This window comes from Citrobacter sp. CK199 (assembly GCF_030333285.1).
In the GTDB taxonomy this organism is placed as follows: Bacteria; Pseudomonadota; Gammaproteobacteria; order Enterobacterales; family Enterobacteriaceae; genus Citrobacter_B; species Citrobacter_B koseri.
Map to the genome: position 1 here is coordinate 87,411 of NZ_JAOWGF010000027.1, position 24,887 is coordinate 112,297.

Sequence of the window (24,887 nt, forward strand, 5' to 3'; positions counted from 1 at the left end):
TCCCCATGAAAAAAGATATTCACCCGAAATACGAAGAAATTACTGCAAACTGCTCTTGCGGTAATGTCATCAAAATCCGCTCTACTGCAGGTCACGACCTGAACCTGGACGTGTGCGGTAAATGCCACCCGTTCTACACTGGCAAACAGCGTGATGTTGCTACCGGTGGCCGTGTTGACCGCTTCAACAAGCGTTTCAGCATCCCGGGCAGCAAATAAGTTATTGCTGTCAAAGAAAAAAGCGCCGAAAGGCGCTTTTTTTGTCTTTGCCTGATGGCGTTGACGCTTATCAGTACCTGCGGTACTGAATCCTTCCGCCGCTATCCGGCAAAAAAATCAATACTCCCACGTATCCGGGTCGATCCCCAGTTCACGCATGATGATTTTGGCCTCTTCCGGTATTTCATCACTGCGCTCTTTACGCAAGTCTTCATCGTTCGGCAATGGTTGCCCGGTAAAGGCATGCAGAAACGCTTCACACAGCAGTTCGCTGTTGGTGGCGTGACGCAGGTTGTTCACCTGACGACGCGTGCGTTCATCGGTGAGGATTTTTAACACCTTCAGAGGAATGGAAACCGTAATCTTTTTGACTTGCTCACTCTTCTTACCGTGCTCAGCGTATGGGCTGATATATTCGCCGCTCCATTCAGCCATGAGATACCTTTAATCTTCTCGTCATTAGTTAAGGGCCAGAATCGTCGTGCCTGGCCGTAATCCCGCATAGTTTACCGTACAGGCGATATCGTGACACGGGTTAAGCGTCTGTAGATGTGCGCTAATGCATATAATTTTAACGGCTATTTCCAGTTTGCTCAATCTATACGCAAAGAAGTTTAGATGTCCAGATGTATTGACGTCTATTGTAACAATGTTTACTCTGGTGCCTGACTTTTCACCGATTCAGCCCAGGAACTTCTCAACATGACGCGTAAACAGGCCACCATCGCAGTGCGTAGCGGGTTAAATGACGACGAGCAGTACGGTTGCGTTGTCCCGCCGATTCACCTTTCCAGCACCTATAACTTCACTGGTTTTAATGAACCTCGCGCCCATGACTATTCGCGACGTGGAAATCCGACGCGTGATGTGGTTCAGCGCGCGCTGGCGGAGCTGGAGGGCGGTACGGGCGCGGTGCTGACCAATACCGGGATGTCGGCCATTCTGCTGGTGACGACCGTGTTCCTGAAGCCGGGCGATCTGCTGGTGGCGCCGCACGACTGCTACGGCGGCAGCTATCGCCTGTTTGACAGCCTGGCGAAGCGGGGCTGTTATCGCGTGCTGTTTGTCGATCAAGGTGATGAGCAGGCGCTGAAAGCGGCGCTGGCGGAAAAACCGAAGCTGGTGCTGGTGGAAAGCCCCAGTAATCCGTTGTTACGCGTGGTGGATATTGCGAAAATCTGCCAGCTGTCGCGAGAAGCGGGCGCGGTGAGCGTTGTGGACAACACGTTTTTAAGCCCTGCGCTGCAAAATCCGCTGGCGTTGGGCGCCGATCTGGTGTTGCATTCATGCACGAAATATTTAAACGGCCATTCGGATGTGGTGGCTGGCGTGGTGATTGCGAAAGATCCAGAGATTGTCACCGAACTGGCATGGTGGGCAAATAATATTGGCGTCACCGGCGGCGCGTTTGATAGCTATCTGCTGCTACGTGGGCTGCGTACTCTGGCGCCGCGAATGGACGTGGCTCAGCGCAATGCCCAGGCCATTGTGGACTATCTGCAAACCCAGCCGCTGGTGAAAAAACTGTATCATCCGTCGCTGCCGGATAATCAAGGGCACGAGATTGCCGCGCGCCAGCAAAAAGGCTTTGGCGCAATGTTGAGTTTTGAACTGGATGGCGATGAGCAGACGCTGCGTCGTTTCCTGGGCGGGCTGTCGTTGTTTACGCTGGCGGAATCCTTAGGGGGTGTTGAAAGCCTGATCTCCCACGCCGCAACGATGACACATGCAGGCATGTCGCCAGAAGCGCGTGCTGCCGCCGGAATTTCAGAGACGCTGCTGCGTATCTCCACCGGTATTGAAGATGGCGAAGATTTAATTGCCGACCTGGAAAATGGCTTCCGGGCTGCAAACAAGGGGTAAACATGAGTGTGATTGCGCAGGCAGGGGCGAAGGGTCGTCAACTGCATAAATTTGGTGGCAGTAGTCTGGCAGACGTGAAATGTTATCTGCGTGTCGCAGGCATTATGGCGGAGTACTCGCAGCCTGACGATATGATGGTTGTTTCCGCCGCCGGTAGTACCACCAACCAGTTGATTAGCTGGCTGAAGTTAAGTCAGACCGACCGCCTCTCCGCGCATCAGGTGCAACAGACGTTACGCCGCTATCAGAGCGATCTGATCAGCGGGCTGCTTCCCGCCGACGTTGCGGATGGCCTGATCAGCGCTTTCATTAGCGATCTGGAGCGTCTTGCCGCGCTGCTCGACAGCGGCGTGACCGATGCCGTTTATGCCGAAGTCGTCGGGCACGGCGAAATCTGGTCTGCGCGTCTGATGTCCGCAGTGCTGAATGAGCAAGGACTGGCGTCGGCATGGCTGGACGCGCGTGAGTTTTTACGCGCTGAACGCGCCGCGCAGCCGCAGGTAGATGAAGGTCTCTCTTACCCGTTACTGCAACAGTTGCTGGTGCAGCATCCAGGCAAACGTCTGGTCGTTACCGGTTTTATCAGTCGCAGCAATGCGGGCGAGACGGTGCTGCTGGGCCGTAACGGTTCTGACTATTCCGCCACGCAAATTGGCGCGCTGGCGGGTGTTTCCCGTGTCACCATCTGGAGCGATGTGGCCGGGGTTTACAGCGCCGACCCGCGTAAAGTGAAAGATGCCTGCCTGCTGCCGCTGCTGCGTCTGGATGAAGCCAGCGAGCTGGCGCGTCTGGCCGCGCCGGTTCTGCACGCCCGTACCCTACAGCCGGTTTCCGGCAGCGATATCGATTTGCAGTTGCGCTGTAGCTACACGCCGGATCAGGGGTCCACGCGCATTGAACGCGTGCTGGCGTCCGGCACCGGGGCGCGTATCGTCACCAGCCATGATGACGTTTGCCTGATTGAGTTTCAGGTGCCTGCCAGCCAGGACTTTAAACTGGCCTGGAGAGACGTCGACCAGATTCTGAAACGGGCGCAGGTGCGTCCGCTGGCGGTTGGCGTGCATAACGATCGCCATCTGCTGCAATTCTGCTACACCTCTGAAGTCGCTGATAGCGCATTAAAAATTCTTGATGAAGCGGGCCTGCCGGGCGAATTGCGCCTGCGTCAGGGGCTGGCGCTGGTCGCGATGGTTGGCGCTGGCGTCACCCGTAACCCGCTGCACTGCCACCGCTTCTGGCAACAGCTGAAAGGCCAGCCGGTTGAATTTACCTGGCAGTCGGAAGAGGGGATTAGCCTGGTGGCCGTACTGCGCACCGGCCCGACCGAAAGCCTGATTCAGGGGTTGCACCAGTCTATTTTCCGCGCGGAAAAACGCATCGGCCTGGTGCTGTTCGGCAAAGGCAACATCGGTTCCCGCTGGCTGGAACTGTTTGCCCGCGAGCAGAGCACGCTCTCCGCGCGTACCGGGTTTGAATTTGTCCTGGCGGGTGTGGTGGATAGCCGTCGCAGCCTGCTGAACTACGAAGGGCTGGATGCCAGCCGTGCGCTGGCGTTCTTCAACGACGAAGCGATTGAGCAGGATGAAGAGTCGCTGTTCCTGTGGATGCGCGCTCACCCGTATGACGATCTGGTGGTGCTGGATGTCACCGCCAGCGAGCAACTGGCCGATCAGTATCTTGATTTCGCCAGCCACGGCTTCCACGTCATCAGCGCCAATAAACTGGCGGGGGCGAGCACCAGCGATAAATATCGCCAGATCCACGACGCGTTCGAAAAAACCGGGCGTCACTGGCTGTATAACGCGACCGTCGGCGCGGGCCTGCCGATCAACTATACGGTGCGCGATCTGATTGACAGCGGCGATGCCATTCTGTCGATCAGCGGGATCTTCTCCGGCACGCTGTCGTGGCTGTTCCTGCAATTTGACGGTTCCATACCGTTTACCGATCTGGTGGATCAGGCCTGGCAGCAGGGGCTGACCGAGCCGGACCCGCGCGTTGACCTTTCTGGTAAAGATGTGATGCGCAAGCTGGTGATTCTGGCGCGTGAAGCGGGTTACGACATCGAGCCGGACCAGGTGCGCGTTGAATCGCTGGTGCCCACACACTGCGAAGAGGGATCTGTCGATCACTTCTTTGAAAATGGCGATGAGCTGAATGAGCAGATGGTACAGCGTCTGGAAGCCGCTCGTGAAATGGGGCTGGTGCTGCGCTACGTGGCGCGTTTCGACGCCAACGGTAAAGCGCGCGTTGGCGTTGAAGCGGTGCGCCCGGAACATCCGCTGGCGGCGCTGCTGCCGTGCGATAACGTCTTTGCCATCGAAAGCCGATGGTATCGCGACAATCCGCTAGTGATCCGCGGGCCGGGAGCCGGTCGTGACGTCACCGCCGGGGCGATTCAGTCGGATATCAACCGCCTGGCGCAGCTGCTGTAGTGTTTGTTGCCGGATGGCGCTGCGCTTATCCGGCCTACGGAACATGTAGGTCGGATAAGGCAACGCCGCCACCCGGCGCTTCACCGAGTCGCAAACACCTCTTTTGCGGCGAACAGACCGTTCAGCGCAGCCGGAAAACCGGCATAAACCGCCATCTGCATTATCACTTCGATAATTTCCTCCTGCGTTAACCCCACATGTCGCGCGGCGGCAATGTGTACCTTCAACTGCGGCGTGGCGTTGCCCAGCGCGGTTAACGCGGCGACGGTTGCGATTTCCCGACTGCGTAAATCCAGCCCTGGCCGGGAATAGATATCGCCAAACGGAAATTCGATCAGATAGCGGGCAAAATCTGGCGCAATGTCTTGCAAACTTTCGATCACCGCATCGCCACCCTTGCCATCCACCTGTTGCAGCATTTTCTGACCGGTAATAAAGCGTTCTGAATGCATAGTGTATTCCTCGTTTGTCTGGAGTCTGTGGCGTGAGGATAGGGGGGGCGGAATGATTTGGATAATACCGTTTCCGTGATACCTTTTCGGTATGACAACATCCCCTCTGCACTCTCTGGATATCCGCCTGCTACGCTACTTTGCCGTGGTGGCGGAAGAGAACAATATGAGCCGCGCGGCACAGCGACTGTTTATGTCGCAACCGCCGCTGAGCCGCCATATTCGCCAGCTTGAAGAACGTCTGGGGGTGACGCTTTTTGTCCGTCATACTCGTGGACTTACGCTGACGGATGAGGGTCTGCGCGCGCTGGAAATTGTCCGCCCGCTGCTGGCGCAGCAGGACAAAACGTATGCTGCGCTGAATCAACTGGCGCAAACCGGCGCGCAATCGCTGCGTTTAGGGCTGAGCACCGCGTTTGAGCAGGGGATTTTTGCCCCCCTGGAGGCGCAGCTGAACACGCGTGTGGAGAGGCTGCATATTGTGCGTCATGGTTCGCCTGAACTGGTACGCCAGGTGCGTCGGGGGAAACTGGATGCGGCGCTGGTGGCGCTGCCGCTTGAGGCCACAGGGTTAAGCGTCACGCCGCTCGACTGGCAAGAACCGTTGATTGCCGCATTACCCTCCGTCTGGCCGGAAGCGAGCCTGACGTCGCTCTCCTTAACTGCGCTTAACCACCGCCCGCTGTTCTGGTTCAAACGGGAACGTAATCCGGCCTTTTTTGACTACACCCGGCATATTTTCCGTTGCGCTGGTTACGCCCCCTCCTGCCTTGAAGAACCGCTGGAACATGATGTGCTGCTCGCGCGAATCGCCCACGGCGATGGCCTGAGTTTGCTCCCGGGCTCGTTTGCCGCTATTCAGCGCCAGGGCGTGATATTCCGCGTACTTAGCGACACTGAATTACGTATTCGTGCCGGGCTGGTGATGCTGCCTGAGAACGCTGTACGGTTGCGGTGGTTAAATACGCTTGCGATGCAATCCATCATTATTTCGGACTGATTTGAATTTTTTTCACGTTGTCTGAGTATTCCTCACCTTTAACAGTGATTTTTCTGTTGACGGCATCCCACTTTTCGGTCATTTTTACATCCAGACGTCTAAACGGATAGATGTTCACAACACAACATATAATGACATGCGATTGATGAGGTAAGGTATGAGCTTTTTTCACGCCAACCAGCGGGAAGCCCTGAATCAGAGCCTGGCGGAAGTTCAGGGTCAGATTAATGTTTCGTTCGAGTTTTTCCCGCCGCGCACCAGTGAAATGGAGCAAACCTTGTGGAACTCTATCGATCGACTGAGCAGCCTGAAACCGAAGTTTGTCTCCGTGACCTACGGCGCCAACTCCGGTGAGCGCGACCGTACGCACAGCATCATCAAAGGCATTAAAGAGCGTACGGGCCTGGAAGCCGCGCCGCACCTGACCTGCATCGACGCCACCCGCGATGAACTGCGTACCATTGCCCAGGATTACTGGAATAACGGTATCCGCCATATTGTTGCCCTGCGCGGTGACCTGCCGCCGGGGAGCGGCAAGCCGGATATGTATGCCGCTGACCTGGTCAGCTTACTGAAAGAGGTTGCCGATTTTGATATCTCCGTCGCCGCTTACCCGGAAGTCCACCCGGAAGCGAAAAGCGCGCAGGCGGATCTGCTCAACCTGAAACGCAAAGTCGATGCTGGCGCTAACCGCGCAATTACCCAGTTTTTCTTCGATGTGGAAAGCTACCTGCGTTTTCGCGATCGCTGCGTCTCTGCGGGCATTGATGTCGAAATTATTCCGGGCATTCTGCCGGTCTCCAACTTTAAGCAGGCGAAGAAATTCGCTGATATGACTAACGTGCGCATTCCGGCGTGGATGTCACAGATGTTTGACGGCCTGGATGACGATGCGGAAACCCGCAAGCTGGTCGGGGCGAATATCGCGATGGACATGGTGAAGATCCTGAGCCGTGAAGGCGTGAAAGATTTCCACTTCTACACCCTGAATCGCGCTGAAATGAGTTACGCCATTTGCCACACGTTGGGTGTGCGGCCCGGCCTGTAACATGATTAGCCCTCTTCGGAGGGCTTTTTTATGCACATTTTGATCTGACGCCTGATACATAAATTTAAAAGATATTAGCTATCGAATCTGTGGGTTATTTCAACTATATCTTATCGTTGGTGATGTATATCGTAACGATAACACTGTAGAGGGAGCATATAGATGAGCATGTCTGACGATACCCATAATTCATTGTCTACCGGGAAGTGCCCTTTCCATCAGGGCAGCCACGACCGTAGCGCGGGTGCTGGCACCAGCAGCCACGACTGGTGGCCTAACCAACTCCGTGTAGATCTTTTGAATCAGCACTCCAACCGTTCGAACCCGCTGGGTGAGGACTTCGACTACCGCAAAGAATTTAGCAAACTCGACTATTCCGCCCTGAAAGGGGACCTTAAAGCTCTCCTGTCCGATTCTCAGCCGTGGTGGCCTGCGGACTGGGGCAGCTATGCCGGTCTGTTTATTCGTATGGCGTGGCATGGCGCGGGCACTTATCGTTCCGTCGACGGGCGCGGCGGCGCCGGACGCGGGCAGCAGCGTTTTGCACCGCTGAACTCCTGGCCGGACAACGTCAGCCTGGATAAGGCGCGTCGTCTGCTGTGGCCTGTCAAGCAGAAATATGGCCAGAAAATCTCCTGGGCCGACCTGTTTATTCTGGCGGGTAACGTGGCGCTGGAGAACTCCGGTTTCCGTACGTTCGGTTTTGGCGCCGGGCGTGAAGATGTGTGGGAACCGGATCTTGATGTGAACTGGGGGGATGAGAAAGCCTGGCTGACGCACCGTCATCCCGAAGCGCTGGCGAAAGCGCCGTTAGGCGCCACCGAAATGGGGCTTATCTACGTTAACCCGGAAGGGCCGGATCACAGCGGTGAACCGCTTTCCGCCGCTGCGGCTATCCGCGCGACGTTCGGCAATATGGGCATGAACGACGAAGAAACCGTGGCGCTGATTGGCGGCGGTCACACGCTGGGTAAAACCCACGGTGCGGCGGCGGCGTCCCATGTTGGCGTTGATCCAGAAGCCGCGCCGATTGAATTGCAGGGGCTGGGCTGGAGCAGTGACTACGGCAGCGGCGCAGGCGGCGATGCGATTACCTCGGGTCTGGAAGTGGTCTGGTCGCAGACGCCGACCCAGTGGAGTAATTACTTCTTCGAAAACCTGTTCAAATACGAGTGGGTGCAGACGCGCAGCCCGGCGGGCGCGATCCAGTTCGAAGCGGTTGATGCGCCAGAAATCATTCCCGATCCGTTCGATCCGTCGAAGAAACGTAAACCCACCATGCTGGTGACTGACCTGACGCTGCGTTTCGATCCAGAATTCGAGAAAATTTCCCGTCGTTTCCTCAACGATCCGCAGGCGTTTAACGAAGCATTCGCCCGCGCATGGTTCAAACTGACGCACAGGGATATGGGGCCAAAAGCGCGCTATATCGGGCCGGAAGTACCGAAAGAAGATCTGATTTGGCAGGACCCGCTGCCACAGCCGGTATTTAATCCGAGCCAGGAAGACATCGTCAACCTGAAGGCCGCGATTGCCGCGTCCGGGCTTTCCGTCAGCGAACTGGTGTCGGTTGCATGGGCATCTGCGTCAACCTTCCGTGGCGGCGATAAACGTGGCGGCGCTAACGGCGCTCGCCTGGCTTTAGCGCCGCAGCGAGACTGGGATGTGAACGCCGCTGCGGCGCGCGTTTTGCCGGTTCTGGAAGAGATTCAGAAATCGTCCGGGAAGGCGTCTCTGGCCGATATCATCGTCCTTGCGGGCGTTGTCGGTGTGGAGCAGGCAGCAAGTGCGGCGGGCGTCAGCATCAGCGTGCCGTTCGCGCCAGGCCGTGTGGATGCACGTCAGGATCAGACGGATATCGAGATGTTTGAGCTTCTCGAACCGATCGCAGACGGCTTCCGTAACTATCGCGCACGGCTTGATGTGTCGACCACCGAGTCACTGCTGATTGATAAAGCGCAGCAACTGACGCTGACCGCGCCGGAGATGACGGCGCTGGTGGGTGGGATGCGCGTTCTGGGCGCTAACTTTGATGGCAGCCAGAATGGCGTGTTTACCGACCGCCCGGGCGTACTCAGCAATGATTTCTTTGTGAATCTGCTGGATATGCGTAACGAGTGGAAAGCGGCGGACGAATCGAAAGAGCTGTTCGAAGGCCGCGATCGCCTGAGCGGTGAGGTGAAGTTTACGGCTACCCGTGCAGACCTGGTATTCGGTTCTAACTCGGTACTGCGTGCCCTGGCGGAAGTTTACGCCAGCAGCGATGCGCGTGAGAAATTCGTGAAGGATTTCGTCGCGGCATGGGTGAAAGTGATGAACCTGGATCGTTTCGATCTGCTGTAAGCCATCTCAGTAAAATGTGTAGGCCGGATAAGCGTCAGCGCCATCCGGCAAATAAAAAAGCCCGCACGATCTGCGGGCTTTTTGTCTCTCCTGACCGTTATTCCCACTCTTGCAGGAAACGCTGACCGTACTGGTCGGCAACCAGCAGGGCGGCGTAAACCTGATCCGGCGTGGCGCCGCCAGGCATGTTGTGAATGGTTTCGCCTTCCGCGCAGGAGGCTTCCGCCACCGTGCGCATCTTCGCCGGAATGTCCTGCTTAATATCCAGTTGCGCCAGCGTGATCGGCAGGCCAACGGAATGGCACAACGCCGCAGCGGTTTCGATCTCTTCAACCGGCGCGTTTTCCAGTACCAGTTGCGTCAGCGTGCCGAACGCCACTTTCTCACCGTGATAGTAGTGATGCGCGTCTGGAATCGCCGTCAGGCCGTTATGTATGGCATGCGCCGCCGCCAGACCGCCGCTTTCAAAACCGACGCCGCTCAGGTAGGTGTTGGCTTCAATCACGCGTTCCAGCGCTGGCGTGACGACATGCTGCTCAGCCGCCAGCATGGCCTTTTCACCCTCTTCGATCAGCGTGTTATAGCACAACTCCGCCAGCGCGAGCGCCGCCTGTGTACACTTGCCGCCCGCCATCGTGGTCGCGCCGCTGCGTGAACAGGCGCGCGCTTCAAACCAGGTCGCCAGCGCATCGCCGATACCGGCAGCCAGCAGACGCGCGGGCGCGCCCGCGACAATTTTGGTATCAACAATCACCATATTCGGGTTACGCGGCAGCATCAGATAGCGTTCAAACTCGCCTGCATCGGTGTAGATCACGGAAAGCGCGCTACAGGGGGCATCGGTAGAGGCGATGGTCGGCGCGATAGCGACCGGGACATCCATAAAGTGGGCCAGCGCTTTCGCGGTATCCAGCGTTTTGCCGCCGCCGATGCCGAGAACGGCGCCGCACTGCGCTTTATCTGCGACGATACGCAGACGATCGATTTCATTTTGCGAACATTCGCCGCCAAATGGCGCGATTTCCAGAGCCAGTCCGGCATCCTGGAAACTTTTCTCCAGCGCGGACTGGGCAAAATTTAAGACAAACTTGTCTCCGACCACCAGCCAGCGTTCGGCCAGGGGTTTGAGATATTCTCCAAGACGTGTGATGACATCTGCACCCTGGATGTATTTACCAGGAGATTGAATAATGTGGTCCATACTTTATTTCCCTCACAGGTTGATGTGGCCAAATGCGTTATTCCAGTCTTGCTCAAACTTCCCTATAGCTGACTCTACCGCAGGGGTATTGAGCATTTGTTGAGCTACATCTAAAGGAAGGGTGATTGCTTCGCATCCTGCGAGTAAGCAATCCAGCGCCTGACGCGGCGTTTTAAAGCTGGCGGCCAGTACCATGCTGCCCGGCGCATGCATCTCCAGTAAGGTTTGCAGTTCCTGCACCATACGGATGCCGTCGCCACCCTGGGCATCAACTCGATTGACATACGGGGCGACGTATTTTGCGCCTGCCAGCGCCGCCAGCAAGCCCTGCGTTGCGCTGTAGACAGCCGTTCCCAGCGTCGTAATACCTTCTTTTTTGAGCTGTTTGATCGCCGCCAGACCTTCGGCAGTGACCGGAATCTTCACCACAATACCGGGAATGGCATTGCTCAGGCGTTTGGCTTCTTCCACCATTCCTTGCGCATCGCGGCTCATCGTCTGGGCAAATAGCGTTCCCTCTTCGCCGATGGCTTTTTGCAGGCGAGGCAGTACATCCCAGATGGATTCTTTACTCGCCGCCACAATGCTTGGGTTGGTGGTGACGCCAGCAACAGGGAAGATGCGCGCCAGACGTTCGACTTCCGCGACGTTCGCGGTATCCAGATAGAGTTCCATTTTGCTCCCTCTTAGAGTTCAAGTTCATGTTGCAACAGGCTGGCAATTGCCTCGGCAGATGCGGCGTTGACCAGCGCGTTGCGGAATTCTTCGTGCATAATGCGGCGGGCCAGGCGTGAGAAAATGCGCATATGCTGGTCGCCTGCGGCGTGTTTGTTGAGTGTCAGCATGATGATGAACTGCGCATCGTCATCGCCCCAGCGTACCGGCGCTTTCAGACGCGCCACGCTGATGGTGGACTGCTCAATGTGTTCAGATTTGCTGTGCGGAATGGCGAAGCTAAACCCTAACCCGGTGGAGAACACGGCTTCACGCGCCCACAGGTCGGCCTCCAGCTTGCGCGGGTAGCGACAGCGGCTTGCCAGCAGCAGGTTGTCGGTCATCCCCTTGATCACCTCTTCTTTGCTGCGCCAGTCGCTATCAAGCGTGATGCACTGGGCGGTGACCAGCGGCGCGTCCTGCTGGGTCATGCGGAATTGCGCCAGCAGATGTTCCACTTCCAGCGAGGTGCGACAGGCCATCGCCTGATTCAGCAACTGGCGGCAGGCACGACTGTCGAGCTGCGCCATCCGCGCTTTAGCGGCAGGAATTGACGGCGCGCTCATGCTGATCTCGTCCAGCCCCAGTCCGACCAGCAGCGGCAACACTGACCCTTTCGCGCCGAGTTCACCGCACAGGCCAATCCATTTCCCCTGACGATGTACCGCCTGTACGGCGAAATCCAGCGCGCGCAGGAAGGCCGGATTCAGGCTGTTGTAGTGACGAGTGACTTTGGCGTTGTCGCGATCGACCGCCAGCAGATATTGCGTCAGGTCATTGCTGCCAATACTGAAGAAATCGATCTCTTCACAGCACTGGTCGATGATGAACATCACCGATGGCACTTCCAGCATGATGCCGAGGGGGATCTTCTCATCAAACGGGACGTGCTCGTTGCGTAACTGCTGTTTAGCCTCCGCCAGCTTCTCTTTGACCCACAGGATCTCTTCCATTGAGGAGATCATCGGGATCATGATTTTCAGGCTGCCGTGTGCGGAAGCGCGGAGGATCGATCGCAGCTGCGTGGTAAACAGCGTGGCGTACTCTTCATAAATACGTACGGCGCGATAGCCGAGGAACGGGTTGGCTTCCGCAGGAATGTTCAGATAATCAACGGGCTTGTCACCGCCGATATCCATCGTGCGCACAATAATGCTACGGCCCTGTGCGGACTCCAGCGCCTGGCAAAAAATGTTGTACAGCTCGTTCTCGCAAGGTGCGCTGGTTCTGTCCATATACAGCATTTCTGTACGGAACAGACCAACCGCTTCCGCGCCGTTGCCGAATGCCGCTTGCGCTTCGACGGAGTGCGCAATGTTGGCGGCCACTTCCATACGGATACCGTCGGCAGTGCGCGCTTGTTGGGTCAGCCAGATACGCTGTTGCTCGCGTAAAGCGTCCTGCACGTGGGCTTCCTGTTGGTAGTAACGGGTGACGGGTTCATCTGGCGCAACGACAATCGCACCGGCGTTGCCGTCGATATAGACCGTCTGGTGCAGCCACGGCGTTAGCGCCTCAATATCCACGCCAACCAGCGTGGGAATGTTGAATGAGCGGGCAAGAATAACCGTGTGCGAAGTTGTACCGCCGCTTTTTAACAACAAGCCTTTGAGGAACGTTTTGTCCAGTTCGAGGAACTGGCTTGGGGTGAGTTCATCGGCCATACAGACGGTGGGTTGGGTCAGTTTGCCTGGCGCCGGGAAGCGTTGTTCGCCATAAATTTGTTGCAGGAGCTGGAAGCAGACGTCGCGTACGTCCAGCGCGCGTTCCTGTAAATAGCGGCTGCTGGAACGGGCAAACTCATCACAAAAGTGCCCGGCGCTTTCGACTATCGCCTGTGCGCAGCTTAAACCGCGCGCAACGCCTGCCAGCAAATGTTGGCGCAGGGAAGTGTCGCCTGCCAGCGAACGGTGGGCTTCCAGAATAGCGCTGGTGGCGCCGTCGCTGTCGAGCTGGCGGAACGCAATATTCTTTATCAGCAGCGTTAAGCCGTTATCCAGCGCAGATTGCTCGGTCTCTATATCACTGGCAGCAGGAAGTTCGCCGAGCGTATTGAGATCCAGCGAGGAGAGCTGCGTCAGAACGCCGCCCGCGCTGCCGGTGCAGACGGCGCGGGCGCGAAAAAACAGCGGGTTCAGGTTTGTCAGCGACGCCGGAAGCGGCTCCAGCTCACTGTTTTTGATCTCCGCCAGAGGCGCATCGCAAAGGGGGAATTCATCGCGCAGCCATTGGCTCAGGCGCTGGTGGGCATCCTGTTCGTCCGTACCCGAAATCAATAACTGACAGGCGTCGCCTGCCAGCGTGTCGGTGCCAATCAGCGCCAGCGCGCTTTTGGCGTTGCCTTTACGGTCGGTGCGCAGGTTATGCCACTCAATGTGTGAGGTAAAGGTGTTGCACAGCGTCTCAACGTGGCTTGCCGGGCGGGCGTGTACGCCATTGGGCAGCTCACAGGTAAATTCCACAATCAGGGCCATTGCCTTTCTCCCATAACGATTTTCTGGCTACAGGATAAAAGGGCGTTGCCGCATAGTGCCATGTGACAAAACTGCCAAACGCTGGACAAATGTAACATACACGTCAAATTGCGAGACACTTCACAAGTCGGAATACGGCATCTTATTTCTGAGGTTTGATAAGTTATGAGGCGGATCGCATTTTTGTACTGATATTACAAAAATCCAGTAAATGGCCTTTTTATCCACTGTCTGCGCCGCGTTGGATTGCCTATTGTTTGCCACAACAACGTTATGGATAGGGGCCTGAAGTGGCCCGGGAGCGACTTATGAAAGAGTTGGTGCAGATCCTGAAAAACACCCGTCAACATCTGATGACCGGTGTTTCGCATATGATCCCCTTCGTCGTAGCGGGTGGGATCTTGCTGGCGGTTTCCGTCATGCTGTATGGCAAAGGCGCTGTTCCCGATGCCGCGACCGATCCTAATCTCAAGAAGCTTTTTGATATTGGCGTCGCAGGGCTGACGCTGATGGTGCCTTTTCTCGCCGCCTATATTGGCTACTCCATTGCTGAACGTTCCGCGCTGGCGCCTTGCGCGATCGGCGCCTGGGTGGGCAACAGTTTTGGCGCCGGGTTCTTTGGCGCGCTCATTGCCGGGATTATCGGCGGTATCGTCGTGCATTATCTGAAGAAAATCCCGGTGCATAAGGTATTGCGCTCGGTGATGCCTATCTTCGTTATCCCTATCGTCGGCACCTTCATTACCGCAGGCATCATGATGTGGGGGCTGGGCGAACCGGTTGGCGCGTTAACCACCAGCCTGACCCAATGGCTGCAAGGAATGCAGCAGGGCAGCATCGTGCTGCTGGCGGTCATCATGGGGCTGATGCTGGCCTTCGATATGGGCGGCCCGATTAATAAAGTGGCCTACGCCTTCATGCTGATTTGCGTGGCGCAGGGCGTATACAGCGTGGTGGCGATTGCTGCGGTGGGTATCTGCGTTCCGCCGCTGGGTCTGGGCCTGGCAACGCTGGTTGGCCGTAAAAATTTCTCTTCTGAAGAACGTGAAGCCGGTAAAGCCGCGCTGGTAATGGGCTGCGTTGGGGTCACGGAAGGCGCGATTCCTTTCGCCGCCGCCGATCCGCTGCGCGTGATCCCGTCCATTATGGTTGGCTCTGCCTGTGGTGCGGTAACGGCTGCGCTGTTTGGCGCGCAGTGTTATGCCGGCTGGGGCGGGCTGATTGTTCTGCCGGTTGTGGAAGGGAAACTGGGTTATATCGCGGCAGTCGCTGTCGGGGCGGTAGTGACGGCAATCTGCGTTAACGTGCTGAAAAGTCTGGCGCGTAAGAAAGTGTCTCAGGTTGATGAGAAAGAAGACGACCTGGATTTAGAGTTTGAGATGAATTAAGTGAGGAATGAGCCATGACGAAGATTATCGCAGTAACAGCATGTCCTTCTGGTGTCGCACACACCTATATGGCGGCCGAAGCGCTGGAAAGCGCGGCCAAAGCGAAAGGCTGGGAAGTCAAAGTCGAGACCCAGGGCTCGATTGGTCTGGAAAACGAACTGACTGCGGCGGATGTGGCGGATGCGGATATGGTGATTCTGACCAAAGATATCGGCATCAAGTTTGAGGAACGCTTTGCGGGTAAAACCATTGTCCGCGTCAACATTAGCGATGCGGTAAAACGCGCCGATGCCATTATGAACAAAATTGACGCGCATCTTTCGCAAATTGCTTAACGTTAGAATGCCCGATGGCGCAAGCTTATCGGGCCTACGATGTTAATCCCCGTAGGCCCGATAAGGCGCTCACGCCGCCATCCGGCAACAAGCTTGCCTACAGGAGTTCCTCATGACGAATCGTACCCAGCGCCTTAAAGCCGCACTTTTCCAGAATAACCGTGAAATTTCGCTTGAACGCGCGCAGCTGTATACCGCCAGCTATCAGCAGACAGAGGGAGAGCCGGTCATATTGCGCCGCGCTAAAGCGACGGCGTATATCCTTGAGCATGTTGAAATTTCGATTCGTGATGAGGAGTTGATTGCCGGGAACCGCACGGTGAAACCGCGGGCGGGGATTATGTCGCCGGAAATGGATCCGTACTGGTTACTTAACGAGTTAGAACAGTTCCCGACGCGTCCGCAGGACCGTTTTGACATCAGCGAGGACGATAAGCGCCTCTACCGCGAGGTGCTGTTCCCGTACTGGGAAAAACGGTCGATGAAGGATTTCATCAACGGTCAGATGACCGATGACGTGAAAGCCGCCGTCAGCACGCAGATTTTTAGCGTTAACCAGACGGATAAAGGGCAGGGGCACATTATTATTGATTACCCGCGGCTGTTGAATCACGGTCTGGGTGAACTGGTGGCGCAAGTGCGGCAACACTGCCAGCAGCAGCCGGACAATCACTTTTACCAGGCGGCGTTGCTGCTGCTGGAGGCTTCGCAAGGCCACATTCTGCGTTACGCGATGCTGGCGGAGAAAATGGCGGAAAGCTGCCTGGATGCGCGTCGGCGTCAGGAGTTGCTCACCATTGCCGCGAACTCCCGACATAACATGCAGTACAAGCCGCAAACCTTCTGGCAAGCGTGCCAGCTGTTCTGGTACATGAACATCATTCTGCAATATGAGTCTAACGCCAGCTCGCTCTCGCTGGGGCGTTTTGACCAGTATATGCTGCCGTTTTATCAGGCATCGCTGAGCCAGGGCGAAGACCCGGCATTTTTAAAAGAACTCCTCGAATCGCTGTGGGTAAAATGTAACGACATCGTGCTGTTACGTTCGACCAGCAGCGCACGCTATTTCGCCGGATTCCCGACCGGTTACACCGCATTGCTTGGGGGATTGACGGAGAACGGACGCAGTGCGGTGAACGTGCTCTCTTTTCTCTGTCTTGACGCGTACCAGAATGTGCAACTGCCGCAGCCGAACCTTGGCGTGCGTACCAATGCGCTGATTGACACGCCCTTCCTGATGAAAACAGCGGAGACGATTCGCCTCGGCACCGGTATTCCGCAGATCTTTAATGATGAAGTGGTTGTGCCCGCGTTCCTGAACCGGGGTGTTTCGCTGGAGGACGCCCGTGATTACGCGGTAGTGGGGTGTGTGGAGCTGTCGATTCCGGGCAGAACCTACGGCCTGCACGACATCGCCATGTTCAACCTGCTGAAAGTGATGGAAATCAGCCTGTATGAGAATGAAGGAAACCGCACGCTGACGTACGAAGATCTGTTGGCGTATATTCGCGCCAAAATCAGCCATTACATTACGCTGATGGTGGAAGGCAGTAATATTTGCGATATCGGCCACCGTGACTGGGCGCCGGTACCGCTGCTTTCCTCGTTTATCAGCGACTGCCTGGATAAAGGCCGTGATATTACCGATGGCGGCGCGCGTTATAACTTCTCTGGCGTACAGGGGATTGGCATTGCTAATCTGAGCGACTCCCTGCACGCGTTAAAAGGGCTGGTATTTGATCAGCAACGTTTACGTTTCGATGAGCTGCTGGCGGTGTTAAAGGCGAACTTTGCGACGCCGGAAGGTGAGCGAATCCGTGCCCGGCTGATTAACCGCTTCGAGAAATACGGTAATGATATTGATGATGTGGATAACATCAGCGCTGAACTGCTGCGCCATTACTGTAAAGAGGTGGAGAAATACCAGAACCCGCGCGGTGGGCAATTTACACCGGGTTCATACACCGTCTCCGCGCATGTGCCGCTGGGTTCGGTGGTGGGGGCGACGCCGGATGGCCGTTTTGCCGGGGAACAGCTGGCAGACGGCGGGTTGTCGCCAATGCTCGGCCAGGATATGCAGGGGCCGACGGCGGTGCTGAAATCAGTAAGTAAACTGGATAACACGCTGCTTTCTAACGGTACGCTGCTCAACGTGAAGTTTACGCCTGCGACGCTGGAAGGTGAGGCCGGCTTGCGCAAACTGGCGGATTTTCTGCGCGCCTTTACCCAGCTTAAGCTACAGCATATTCAGTTTAACGTGTTGAATGCGGATACGTTGCGTGAAGCGCAATTGCGCCCGCAGGATTTCGCCGGGCTGGTGGTGCGCGTGGCGGGTTACAGTGCCTTCTTTGTCGAGCTGTCGAAGGAGATCCAGGATGACATCATTCGCCGCACCGCGCATCAGCTGTAAGAATCTGGACACGAGCGCTGATGATGTCGCACGTATTTTCAACATTCAGCGTTATTCGTTGAATGACGGGCAGGGAATCCGTACGGTAGTCTTTTTTAAAGGCTGCCCGCATACCTGTCCGTGGTGCGCCAATCCAGAATCTATTTCGCCACGCATCGAAACGGTGCGGCGGGAGAGTAAATGTCTGCATTGCTCGCCCTGCTTGCGTGATGTGGATGAGTGCCCTTCCGGGGCGTTTGAACGTATCGGGCGCGATATTACGCTGGATGAACTGGAACGCGAGGTGATGAAAGACGAACTCTTTTTTCGCACCTCCGGCGGCGGCGTCACGCTTTCTGGCGGTGAAGTATTAATGCAGGCGGCGTTTGCCACACGGTTTTTGCAACGTCTGCGACGTTTCGGCATTTCTTGCGCGATTGAAACCGCAGGCGATGCGCCTGCCAGTCGGTTGCTACCGCTGGCTAAAGCGTGTGATGAAGTGCTGTTTGATTTAAAGATTATGGAGCCGCGCCGGGCGCATGAGGTGGTCAAAATGAATTTACCACGCGTGCTGGATAACCTGCGTTTACTGGTAAACGAGGGGATTACGGTCATCCCCCGTTTGCCGTTGATTCCGGGCTATACGCTCAACGTTGAGAATATGCAGCGAGCGTTAGCAGTGTTGCTATCGTCAGGGATTAATCAGGTGCACCTGCTACCGTTTCATCAGTATGGTGAAGCGAAATACCGTCTGCTTGGGCAGGCGTGGGCAATGAAAGATGTGCCTGTACCCTCGCCGCAAGAGGTGGCGGAAATGCAGGCGTTGGCAGAGCGAGCCGGGTTTCTGGTCACTGTGGGAGGTTAATATGACAGTCTCAACTGTACGCTATTTGGTTGCCGTTACCGCCTGCGTCAGCGGCGTGGCGCATACCTATATGGCTGCCGAACGCCTGGAGAAGCTCTGCCAGCAGGAAAAATGGAACATTAAAATTGAAACCTAGGGGGCGCTGGGCACGGAAAATCGCTTAACGGAGGAGGATATTAACCGGGCGGATGTTGTGTTGCTGATTACGGATATTGAACTGGCGGGCGCGGAGCGTTTTGTTCAGAGTCGGTACGTTCAGTCAGGAATTAACGCCTTTCTTCGCGAACCTCAGCGGGTGATGAGCGCCGTGCGTAAACTGCTCACCGCGCCGCAGCATACGCATCTTATTCTGGAGTAGCCTTCTTTTCCGTCAACTGGCTGTGGTACTGCCGACGGTATTCCGACGGAGAACGCTCCGTATTTTTACGAAACAGGCGGCAGAAATAGTTACTGTCGACAAATCCACAGGTGTGAGCCACTTCTTTGACTTTCAGATCGTAACCCTTCAGCAGCGTTTTCGCGTGTTCCAGCCGTGTGTGATTCAGATATTCGTTAAAGCCGATAGCGCCTGTTTTTTGAAACAGATGAGAAAGGTAGTTTGGCGAAATATAAAACGCCTGCGCCACCGATTCGCGGGTGAGCGGGGAAGCGTAACGCTCATCGATATAGCTGCGAATCGCTTCAAAAAGCGCCTGACTCCGTGACGCCGTCTGGATTTGGCTACCCAGCAGATCGCGGCAGTGGCTCAACAGGCTGGCGACAATTAATCGGGCCGTCTGCTGTTCCTGCGGCTGCATCTGCATTTCATTGAGCGTTTGCAGCAGGAAGGAGCCAATACGTGGGCCTCGACGTGCGACATGCTGCTTTGCAAGATTCTGATATTGTTTGCCGTCCCAGTGAACAACGCTGAAACCTAATTGCTGCTTGCCGAACAGGATGCTGAGTGTGGTGACGGGCGTTTGCCACTGCGGGAAGTTCCAGCTGCCTGCCGGAACATACAGAACGTCGCCAGCGATGAGCGTCACGGGCGCGGCCGGGATGCCTGTATCGGTGAACTCCCCCTCCAGCACCATCTCCAGGCGTGGAAAATCAACCTGATACGCCAGTTCGGGCGCCGTACCGCTGGTATTGGCGAAAAAAACCTGCCGCAGCGCCATAGGGCCGTTAATCAGACGGGAGAGAAGGTGGCTGACGTCGTGATACATGTTGATACCTTGCAGAGCGCAGACAGAGGAGACAGTAACGTTGAACGTAAACCGCCTCAAGCGATAATTGCCGGATGGCGGTACACGGGTTATGCATTTTGCAGGCCGGATAAGCGTCAGCGCCATCCGGCGATGCCGTTACTGATTTCCGACATGATCCCCGTAAGGCAGGGTATCGTAATCAATCAACGCGTTTTTCTTATACGGGTTGCCAATCCAGCGCGTGATCGCCTTAAACTGCGGGCTGGTGATGGAGCGCGTCGGGTCGAACCCGTCGTAGGTCAGCCCCGCTAAGTCGGACCAGGTATGGATAAGTTCAGAGCTGCTGTATTTACGGTCAACATACGCCGAGAGATCGCGCGGGTGTGCGGCCTGCCACTTTTCTGACGTCCATAACAGGAACGGCACCGTATACATATGACGCGTAGGGTTGTCTTCGTTACGTCCCTGCGTTTTGTGCGGCGGCGTGTCATACACTTCTTCACCGTGATCGGAGAAGTAGAGCAGAAAACCGTTCGGGTCAGTCGCTTTATAGTCCTTAATCAGGCTGGCGACGACATGGTCGTTATACAGATTCGCGTTATCGTAATCGTTATAAATATCCTGTTCGTCTTCGCTCACGCCCGCAGGGATATGATCGGTTTGACCGTCAAATTTTCCCAGATTCTCCGGGTAGCGGAATTTGTATTTGATATGTGTTCCCAGCAGGTGAACGATAATAAATTTCTTCGGCGCCGGGTCGGCCATTACGTCTTTAAAGGGCGCCAGAACGTTGGTGTCATATTCCCGCGCGCTTTGAGTACGCTGTTGATTCATATAAAACTGCTTGTCGGTCTGTTTCGAGAATACGGTCAGCATCGTATTACGCGCGGTCATCGTCTGCTGATTGGTGATCCAGAACGTCTTATAACCTGCCTGTTTCATCATGTTCATCAGCGACGGTTTCGTCAGATACAGGTCCGGGTTCTTTTCATTGGCGAAGGTCAGCGCCTGTTGCAGAATTTCAATCGTGTATGGCCGGGAGGTGACGACGTTATTGAATACGGTCAGACCCGGATCGCTTTTATGCAACGCGTCCAGCTCTGGCGTGGTTTCACGCGGATAACCGTACAGACTCATGCGACCACGCTGGGTTGACTCGCCGATAACCAGCACTAACGTACGCGGCGCATCACCGGAGTTATCTTTAAAATTCGTTAACGGAGGCAGCGCGTTGTTCTCGTTAAGCAGGCTATTCAGCGACGTGAGTTGCTGATTATATTGATAATAGCCATTGATAAACTGCCACGGCGCAGCGGGTTCCATACGCGAGGCGAGGCCGCCTAATGTCTGCTCAAACGGCTTATGCTTGATAAACGTCCCGACGGCGATCGGATGCAGAATAAGGCCGTATAACAATGCAAAGGAGACTAACCAGCGCCACGGCGCGGGAATATATATTGGCTTTAAACGCGTCCACAGCAGGATTGCCACGGCGGTATAGGCCAGAGCGATAAGGATAATCTTCAGACTGAAATACTGGCTCAAGTACTCGCTGGCTTCGTTCGCGTTTGTTTCAAACATGACATACAGAACGCTTTGCGAGAATTCCTGCCCGTAAATGACATAATAACTGAGCGCCGCCAGCGAAGAGGCCCAGAGTACAACGCCAATAACGGCGGCAATCGCGCGGGTATGACGGGGAAATAAAAATACCGGGATCAGCCAGAGCGAACTGAAAAGCAGTGAATCACGCAGCCCGTTGGTGCCGCTATAGCCGCTAATGCAAATAACGGCCTGAAGTAATGTAGAGAAGAACCAAAAATAGAGTAGCGCCCAGCCAAGGGCTTTCCAGCTAAACGAAGGTTTAGCAGATGTGTGTGTGAAGAACATATATGAAGCCTGTTTTTATTCGAGTCGCCAACGTAGCGACAAATCATTAAGAGAACCTTAAGTATGGCGATGCCAGTGACCTATTCTTGTTGATGGCGTATTCAGCAGAGTGAACAAAACGCAGGCAGGAATATATTGAAAAACAGGCGATTATTACAGAAATATTTCAAAGCCCTCTCGCCCGGGCGGGCGAGAGGGGATATGACGATGCGTGTGGGTTAGCCGGTATTACGCATCCCCGCAGCCACGCCCGCAATCGTGACCATCAGCGCCTGTTCGACGCGCGGGTCTGGATCTTTGCCTTGCTCTTCTGCAAGACGAGAGCGGTGTAAAAGCTCCGCCTGCAATACGTTCAGCGGGTCGGTATACACATTCCTTAACTGGATAGACTCGGCAATCCACGGCAGGTCGGCCATCAGATGGGAATCGTTGGCAATCGCCAGCACCACTTTGATGTCCTCTGCCAGCAGGTTGCGTAACTCTTCACCCAGTGGCCACAGCGCTTTTTTGACCAGGCGTTGATCGTAGTATTCCGCCAGCCACAGGTCGGCTTTAGAGAACACCATCTCCAGCATACCGAGGCGCGTGGAGAAGAACGGCCAGTCGCGGCACATGGCTTCCAGTTCGCTTTGCTTGCCATCTTCAACGACTTTTTGCAGCGCAGTGCCCGCACCCAGCCAGGCCGGGAGCATCAGGCGGTTTTGCGTCCAGGCGAAGATCCAGGGAATGGCTCGCAGGGATTCAACCCCGCCTGTCGGGCGACGTTTTGCCGGGCGCGAACCGAGCGGCAGCTTGCCGAGTTCCTGTTCTGGCGTTGCGGAACGGAAGTACGGGACGAAGTCTTTATTCTCACGGACATAGCCGCGATACAGGTCGCAGGAGATCACGGACAGCTCGTCCATGATATGACGCCACGAATTTTTCGGCTCCGGCGGCGGCAGCAGGTTGGCTTCCAGAATCGCCCCGGTGTACAGGGACAGGCTGCTGATGGTGACTTCAGGCAGGCCGTACTTAAAGCGGATCATCTCACCCTGTTCGGTCACGCGCAGGCCGCCTTTCAGACTGCCCGGCGGTTGGGAAAGCAGCGCCGCATGGGCAGGCGCGCCGCCACGGCCAATGGAACCGCCGCGACCGTGGAACAGCGTCAGTTCAATTCCGGCTTTTTCACAGGTTTTGATCAGCGCGTCCTGAGCCTGATACTGCGCCCAGGAGGCGGCCATTACGCCTGCGTCTTTCGCCGAGTCAGAGTAGCCAATCATGACCATCTGTTTGCCCTGAATAAAGCCGCGATACCAGTCGATATTCAGCAACTGGGTCATTACCGCGTCGGCGTTGTTCAGGTCGTCCAGCGTTTCGAACAGCGGCGCAACCGGCATGGCAAAGCTAATTCCGGCTTCTTTCAACAACAGATGCACGGCCAGCACGTCGGACGGCGTTTTCGCCATAGAGATAACGTAAGCGGCGATGGAACCCAGCGGCGCTTCGGCAATCACTTGACAGGTCTCAAGCACTTCGCGGGTGTCGTCGCTCGGTTCCCACTGACGAGGCAGCAGCGGACGCTTGGAGTTGAGTTCGCGGATCAGGAAAGCCTGTTTATCGGCTTCGGACCAGCTTTCATAATCGCCGATGCCCAGATAACGCGTCAGTTCGCCCAGCGCTTCGGTATGGCGGGTGCTCTCCTGGCGAATATCAATGCGCACCAGCGGCACGCCAAAGCATTTCACCCGGCGCAGGGTATCAAGCAGTTCGCCATTGGCGATGATGCCCATGCCGCACGCTTGCAGAGACTGATAACAGGCGTACAGCGGCTCCCACAGCTGCTCGTTTTGCGTCAGCAGGCCAGCGGGTTTCGGCAGTTTCTCGCCTTTCAGACGCGCTTCCAGCCAGGCTTGCGTTGCCATCAGGCGGGAACGCAGGCTTTTCATCAGGTAGCGGTAAGGTTCTGATGCGCCTTCTTCGCCGACCAGCGCCAGTAGTTCCGGCGTGGCGTCGACCATCGACAGCTCAGAAATCAGAACCTGAATATCTTTCAGGAACAGATCGGTGGCTTTCCAGCGGCTCAACAGGAGAACGTGGCGGGTGACATCAGCCGTTACGTTCGGGTTGCCGTCACGATCGCCGCCCATCCAGGAGGTGAAACGCACCGGAACAAAATCCACCGGCAGTTTGTAGCCCAGATGTTCTTCCAGTTGTTCGTTCAACTCACGTAGATAGTTTGGCACCCCTTCCCACAGGCTGTTTTCAACCACCGCAAAGCCCCATTTGGCTTCGTCGACCGGACTTGGGCGGTTTTTACGGATTTCATCCGTATGCCAGGACTGGGCGATCAGCTGGCGCAGACGGCGCATGAGCTGATTACGTTCGTAATCCGCGATCTCTTTGTTATCGAGCTGCTTCAGACAGGCGTTGACTTCGCCCATTTTGTGAATCAGCGTGCGGCGAGTGATCTCGGTAGGGTGTGCGGTCAGTACCAGTTCCAGAGATAGCGACTCCACCGCGTTTTTGATGGTGGCTTCGTCGAGATTGGGTTGATCTTTCAGTTTACGCAGGGTGCGGGCAATCACTTCCGGGTTGCTGGCAGCTTCGCCCTGCGGCGAAATGCTGTGGTACTGCTCGGCGGTATTGGCCAGGTTCAGGAACTGACTAAACGCGCGGGCAACAGGCAGCAGCTCGTCGTTGGACAGATTCTGTAGCGTGGTGAGCAACTCCTGGCGATTCGCTTCATTGCCAGCGCGAGATGATTTAGACAGCTTACGGATTGTTTCTACGCGATCAAGAATGTTCTCTCCCAGCGCATCCTTGATGGTTTCTCCCAGCACTTTGCCGAGCATACTGACATTACTACGCAACGCGGAATATTGTTCGTTCATATGATCCCAGACGCCCCATCTGTTTTGAATATGTCCTGTATCTTTCGCGTCACAGCGGCGTTGGCTGCAACGTGAAATCTTTCGGACTTTAATTTTTTACATCACTTCTTATCTTTATAAAGCCACGTAAAACACCTGACGTCAATTGCTGCGAAATCGGTTCAGCAAACGAATAAATGACGGGAATTTACGTAATTTAATTCACATCGAATCAA

The 24,887-nt window shown here is 55.8% G+C and carries 18 protein-coding genes and 1 pseudogene; 11 read left to right on the top strand and 8 right to left on the bottom strand.

The window, feature by feature from the left end; genetic code table 11:
* Positions 1-5: 5 nt before the first annotated feature.
* The gene (gene rpmE / locus OGX75_RS14345) at positions 6-218 is read left to right on the top strand and encodes a 50S ribosomal protein L31 (protein WP_024130659.1); all 213 of its coding nucleotides are present in this window, start codon (positions 6-8) and stop codon (positions 216-218) included.
* 117 nt (positions 219-335) lie between these two features.
* Here rpmE and metJ read toward each other — a convergent pair whose 3' ends face one another.
* Entirely contained in the window at positions 336-653 is a 318-nt protein-coding gene (gene metJ / locus OGX75_RS14350; RefSeq protein WP_012133855.1) for a met regulon transcriptional regulator MetJ, read from the bottom strand.
* Between the two features lie 267 nt (positions 654-920).
* Here metJ and metB point away from each other — a divergent pair, with 267 nt between their 5' ends.
* Positions 921-2,081, top strand: a complete 1,161-nt coding sequence (gene metB / locus OGX75_RS14355) for a cystathionine gamma-synthase (protein ID WP_110494827.1) — start codon at positions 921-923, stop codon at positions 2,079-2,081.
* Positions 2,082-2,083: 2 nt separating this feature from the next.
* Positions 2,084-4,516 carry a bifunctional aspartate kinase/homoserine dehydrogenase II gene (gene metL / locus OGX75_RS14360; RefSeq protein ID WP_047459806.1) on the top strand — a complete coding sequence of 811 codons (2,433 nt, stop codon included), beginning with the start codon at positions 2,084-2,086 and terminating at the stop codon, positions 4,514-4,516.
* A gap of 80 nt (positions 4,517-4,596) precedes the next feature.
* On the opposite strand, the gene OGX75_RS14365 is transcribed toward metL, so the two are convergent.
* On the bottom strand, positions 4,597-4,968 hold the full coding sequence (locus OGX75_RS14365; protein WP_012133851.1) for a carboxymuconolactone decarboxylase family protein: 372 nt from the start codon (positions 4,966-4,968) through the stop codon (positions 4,597-4,599).
* A 91-nt stretch (positions 4,969-5,059) separates the two neighbouring features.
* On the opposite strand from OGX75_RS14365, the gene OGX75_RS14370 reads away from it, so the two are divergent.
* The 3 genes from OGX75_RS14370 (at position 5,060) to katG (ending at position 9,359) form a co-directional block, all read left to right on the top strand.
* A complete protein-coding gene (locus OGX75_RS14370; RefSeq protein WP_286450887.1) occupies positions 5,060-5,968 on the top strand; it encodes a LysR family transcriptional regulator in 909 nt (302 codons plus the stop codon).
* A gap of 157 nt (positions 5,969-6,125) precedes the next feature.
* Positions 6,126-7,016, top strand: a complete 891-nt coding sequence (metF, locus tag OGX75_RS14375) for a methylenetetrahydrofolate reductase (protein WP_012133849.1) — start codon at positions 6,126-6,128, stop codon at positions 7,014-7,016.
* Between the two features lie 162 nt (positions 7,017-7,178).
* Positions 7,179-9,359: a catalase/peroxidase HPI gene (katG, locus tag OGX75_RS14380; protein ID WP_114848737.1), complete on the top strand. Its 2,181-nt coding sequence runs from the start codon at positions 7,179-7,181 to the stop codon at positions 9,357-9,359.
* 97 nt (positions 9,360-9,456) lie between these two features.
* Here the strand turns inward: katG and gldA are convergent, their stop codons facing one another.
* The 3 genes from gldA to ptsP are packed head-to-tail and all read right to left on the bottom strand — an operon-like array spanning position 9,457 to position 13,748.
* Positions 9,457-10,560, bottom strand: a complete 1,104-nt coding sequence (gene gldA / locus OGX75_RS14385; RefSeq protein ID WP_012133847.1) for a bifunctional L-1,2-propanediol dehydrogenase/glycerol dehydrogenase — start codon at positions 10,558-10,560, stop codon at positions 9,457-9,459.
* A 12-nt stretch (positions 10,561-10,572) separates the two neighbouring features.
* Positions 10,573-11,235, bottom strand: coding sequence for a fructose-6-phosphate aldolase (gene fsa / locus OGX75_RS14390; protein WP_214143921.1), 663 nt, complete (start codon positions 11,233-11,235; stop codon positions 10,573-10,575).
* Positions 11,236-11,246: 11 nt separating this feature from the next.
* Positions 11,247-13,748 (bottom strand): phosphoenolpyruvate--protein phosphotransferase, encoded by a 2,502-nt coding sequence (gene ptsP / locus OGX75_RS14395; RefSeq protein ID WP_286450888.1) that lies wholly within the window; start codon positions 13,746-13,748, stop codon positions 11,247-11,249.
* 308 nt (positions 13,749-14,056) lie between these two features.
* Between ptsP and OGX75_RS14400 the strand changes: the two genes are divergently transcribed.
* The 5 genes and pseudogenes from OGX75_RS14400 to OGX75_RS14420 all read left to right on the top strand — a co-directional run bounded on the left by OGX75_RS14400 (position 14,057) and on the right by OGX75_RS14420 (position 19,083).
* Positions 14,057-15,136: a PTS fructose transporter subunit EIIC gene (locus tag OGX75_RS14400; RefSeq protein ID WP_012133843.1), complete on the top strand. Its 1,080-nt coding sequence runs from the start codon at positions 14,057-14,059 to the stop codon at positions 15,134-15,136.
* A 14-nt stretch (positions 15,137-15,150) separates the two neighbouring features.
* Complete coding sequence (locus tag OGX75_RS14405) at positions 15,151-15,471, top strand: PTS fructose-like transporter subunit IIB (RefSeq protein WP_024130658.1); 321 nt, start codon at positions 15,151-15,153, stop codon at positions 15,469-15,471.
* Positions 15,472-15,583: 112 nt separating this feature from the next.
* The gene (locus OGX75_RS14410) at positions 15,584-17,881 is read left to right on the top strand and encodes a formate C-acetyltransferase (protein ID WP_286450889.1); all 2,298 of its coding nucleotides are present in this window, start codon (positions 15,584-15,586) and stop codon (positions 17,879-17,881) included.
* Positions 17,847-18,725, top strand: a complete 879-nt coding sequence (locus OGX75_RS14415; RefSeq protein WP_286450890.1) for a [formate-C-acetyltransferase]-activating enzyme — start codon at positions 17,847-17,849, stop codon at positions 18,723-18,725. Before OGX75_RS14410 ends, OGX75_RS14415 begins: the two co-directional genes overlap by 35 nt.
* A gap of 1 nt (position 18,726) precedes the next feature.
* Positions 18,727-19,083: pseudogene (locus OGX75_RS14420) on the top strand (PTS fructose-like transporter subunit IIB).
* Here OGX75_RS14420 and OGX75_RS14425 read toward each other — a convergent pair.
* The 3 genes from OGX75_RS14425 to ppc form a co-directional block, all read right to left on the bottom strand.
* Positions 19,070-19,930: an AraC family transcriptional regulator gene (locus OGX75_RS14425; RefSeq protein ID WP_049008124.1), complete on the bottom strand. Its 861-nt coding sequence runs from the start codon at positions 19,928-19,930 to the stop codon at positions 19,070-19,072. The pseudogene OGX75_RS14420 and the gene OGX75_RS14425 sit on opposite strands and share 14 nt — an antisense overlap.
* 138 nt (positions 19,931-20,068) lie before the next feature.
* Positions 20,069-21,802, bottom strand: coding sequence for a phosphoethanolamine transferase CptA (locus OGX75_RS14430; protein WP_275148086.1), 1,734 nt, complete (start codon positions 21,800-21,802; stop codon positions 20,069-20,071).
* A gap of 218 nt (positions 21,803-22,020) precedes the next feature.
* A complete protein-coding gene (gene ppc, locus OGX75_RS14435; protein ID WP_012133836.1) occupies positions 22,021-24,672 on the bottom strand; it encodes a phosphoenolpyruvate carboxylase in 2,652 nt (883 codons plus the stop codon).
* Positions 24,673-24,887: the final 215 nt, after the last annotated feature.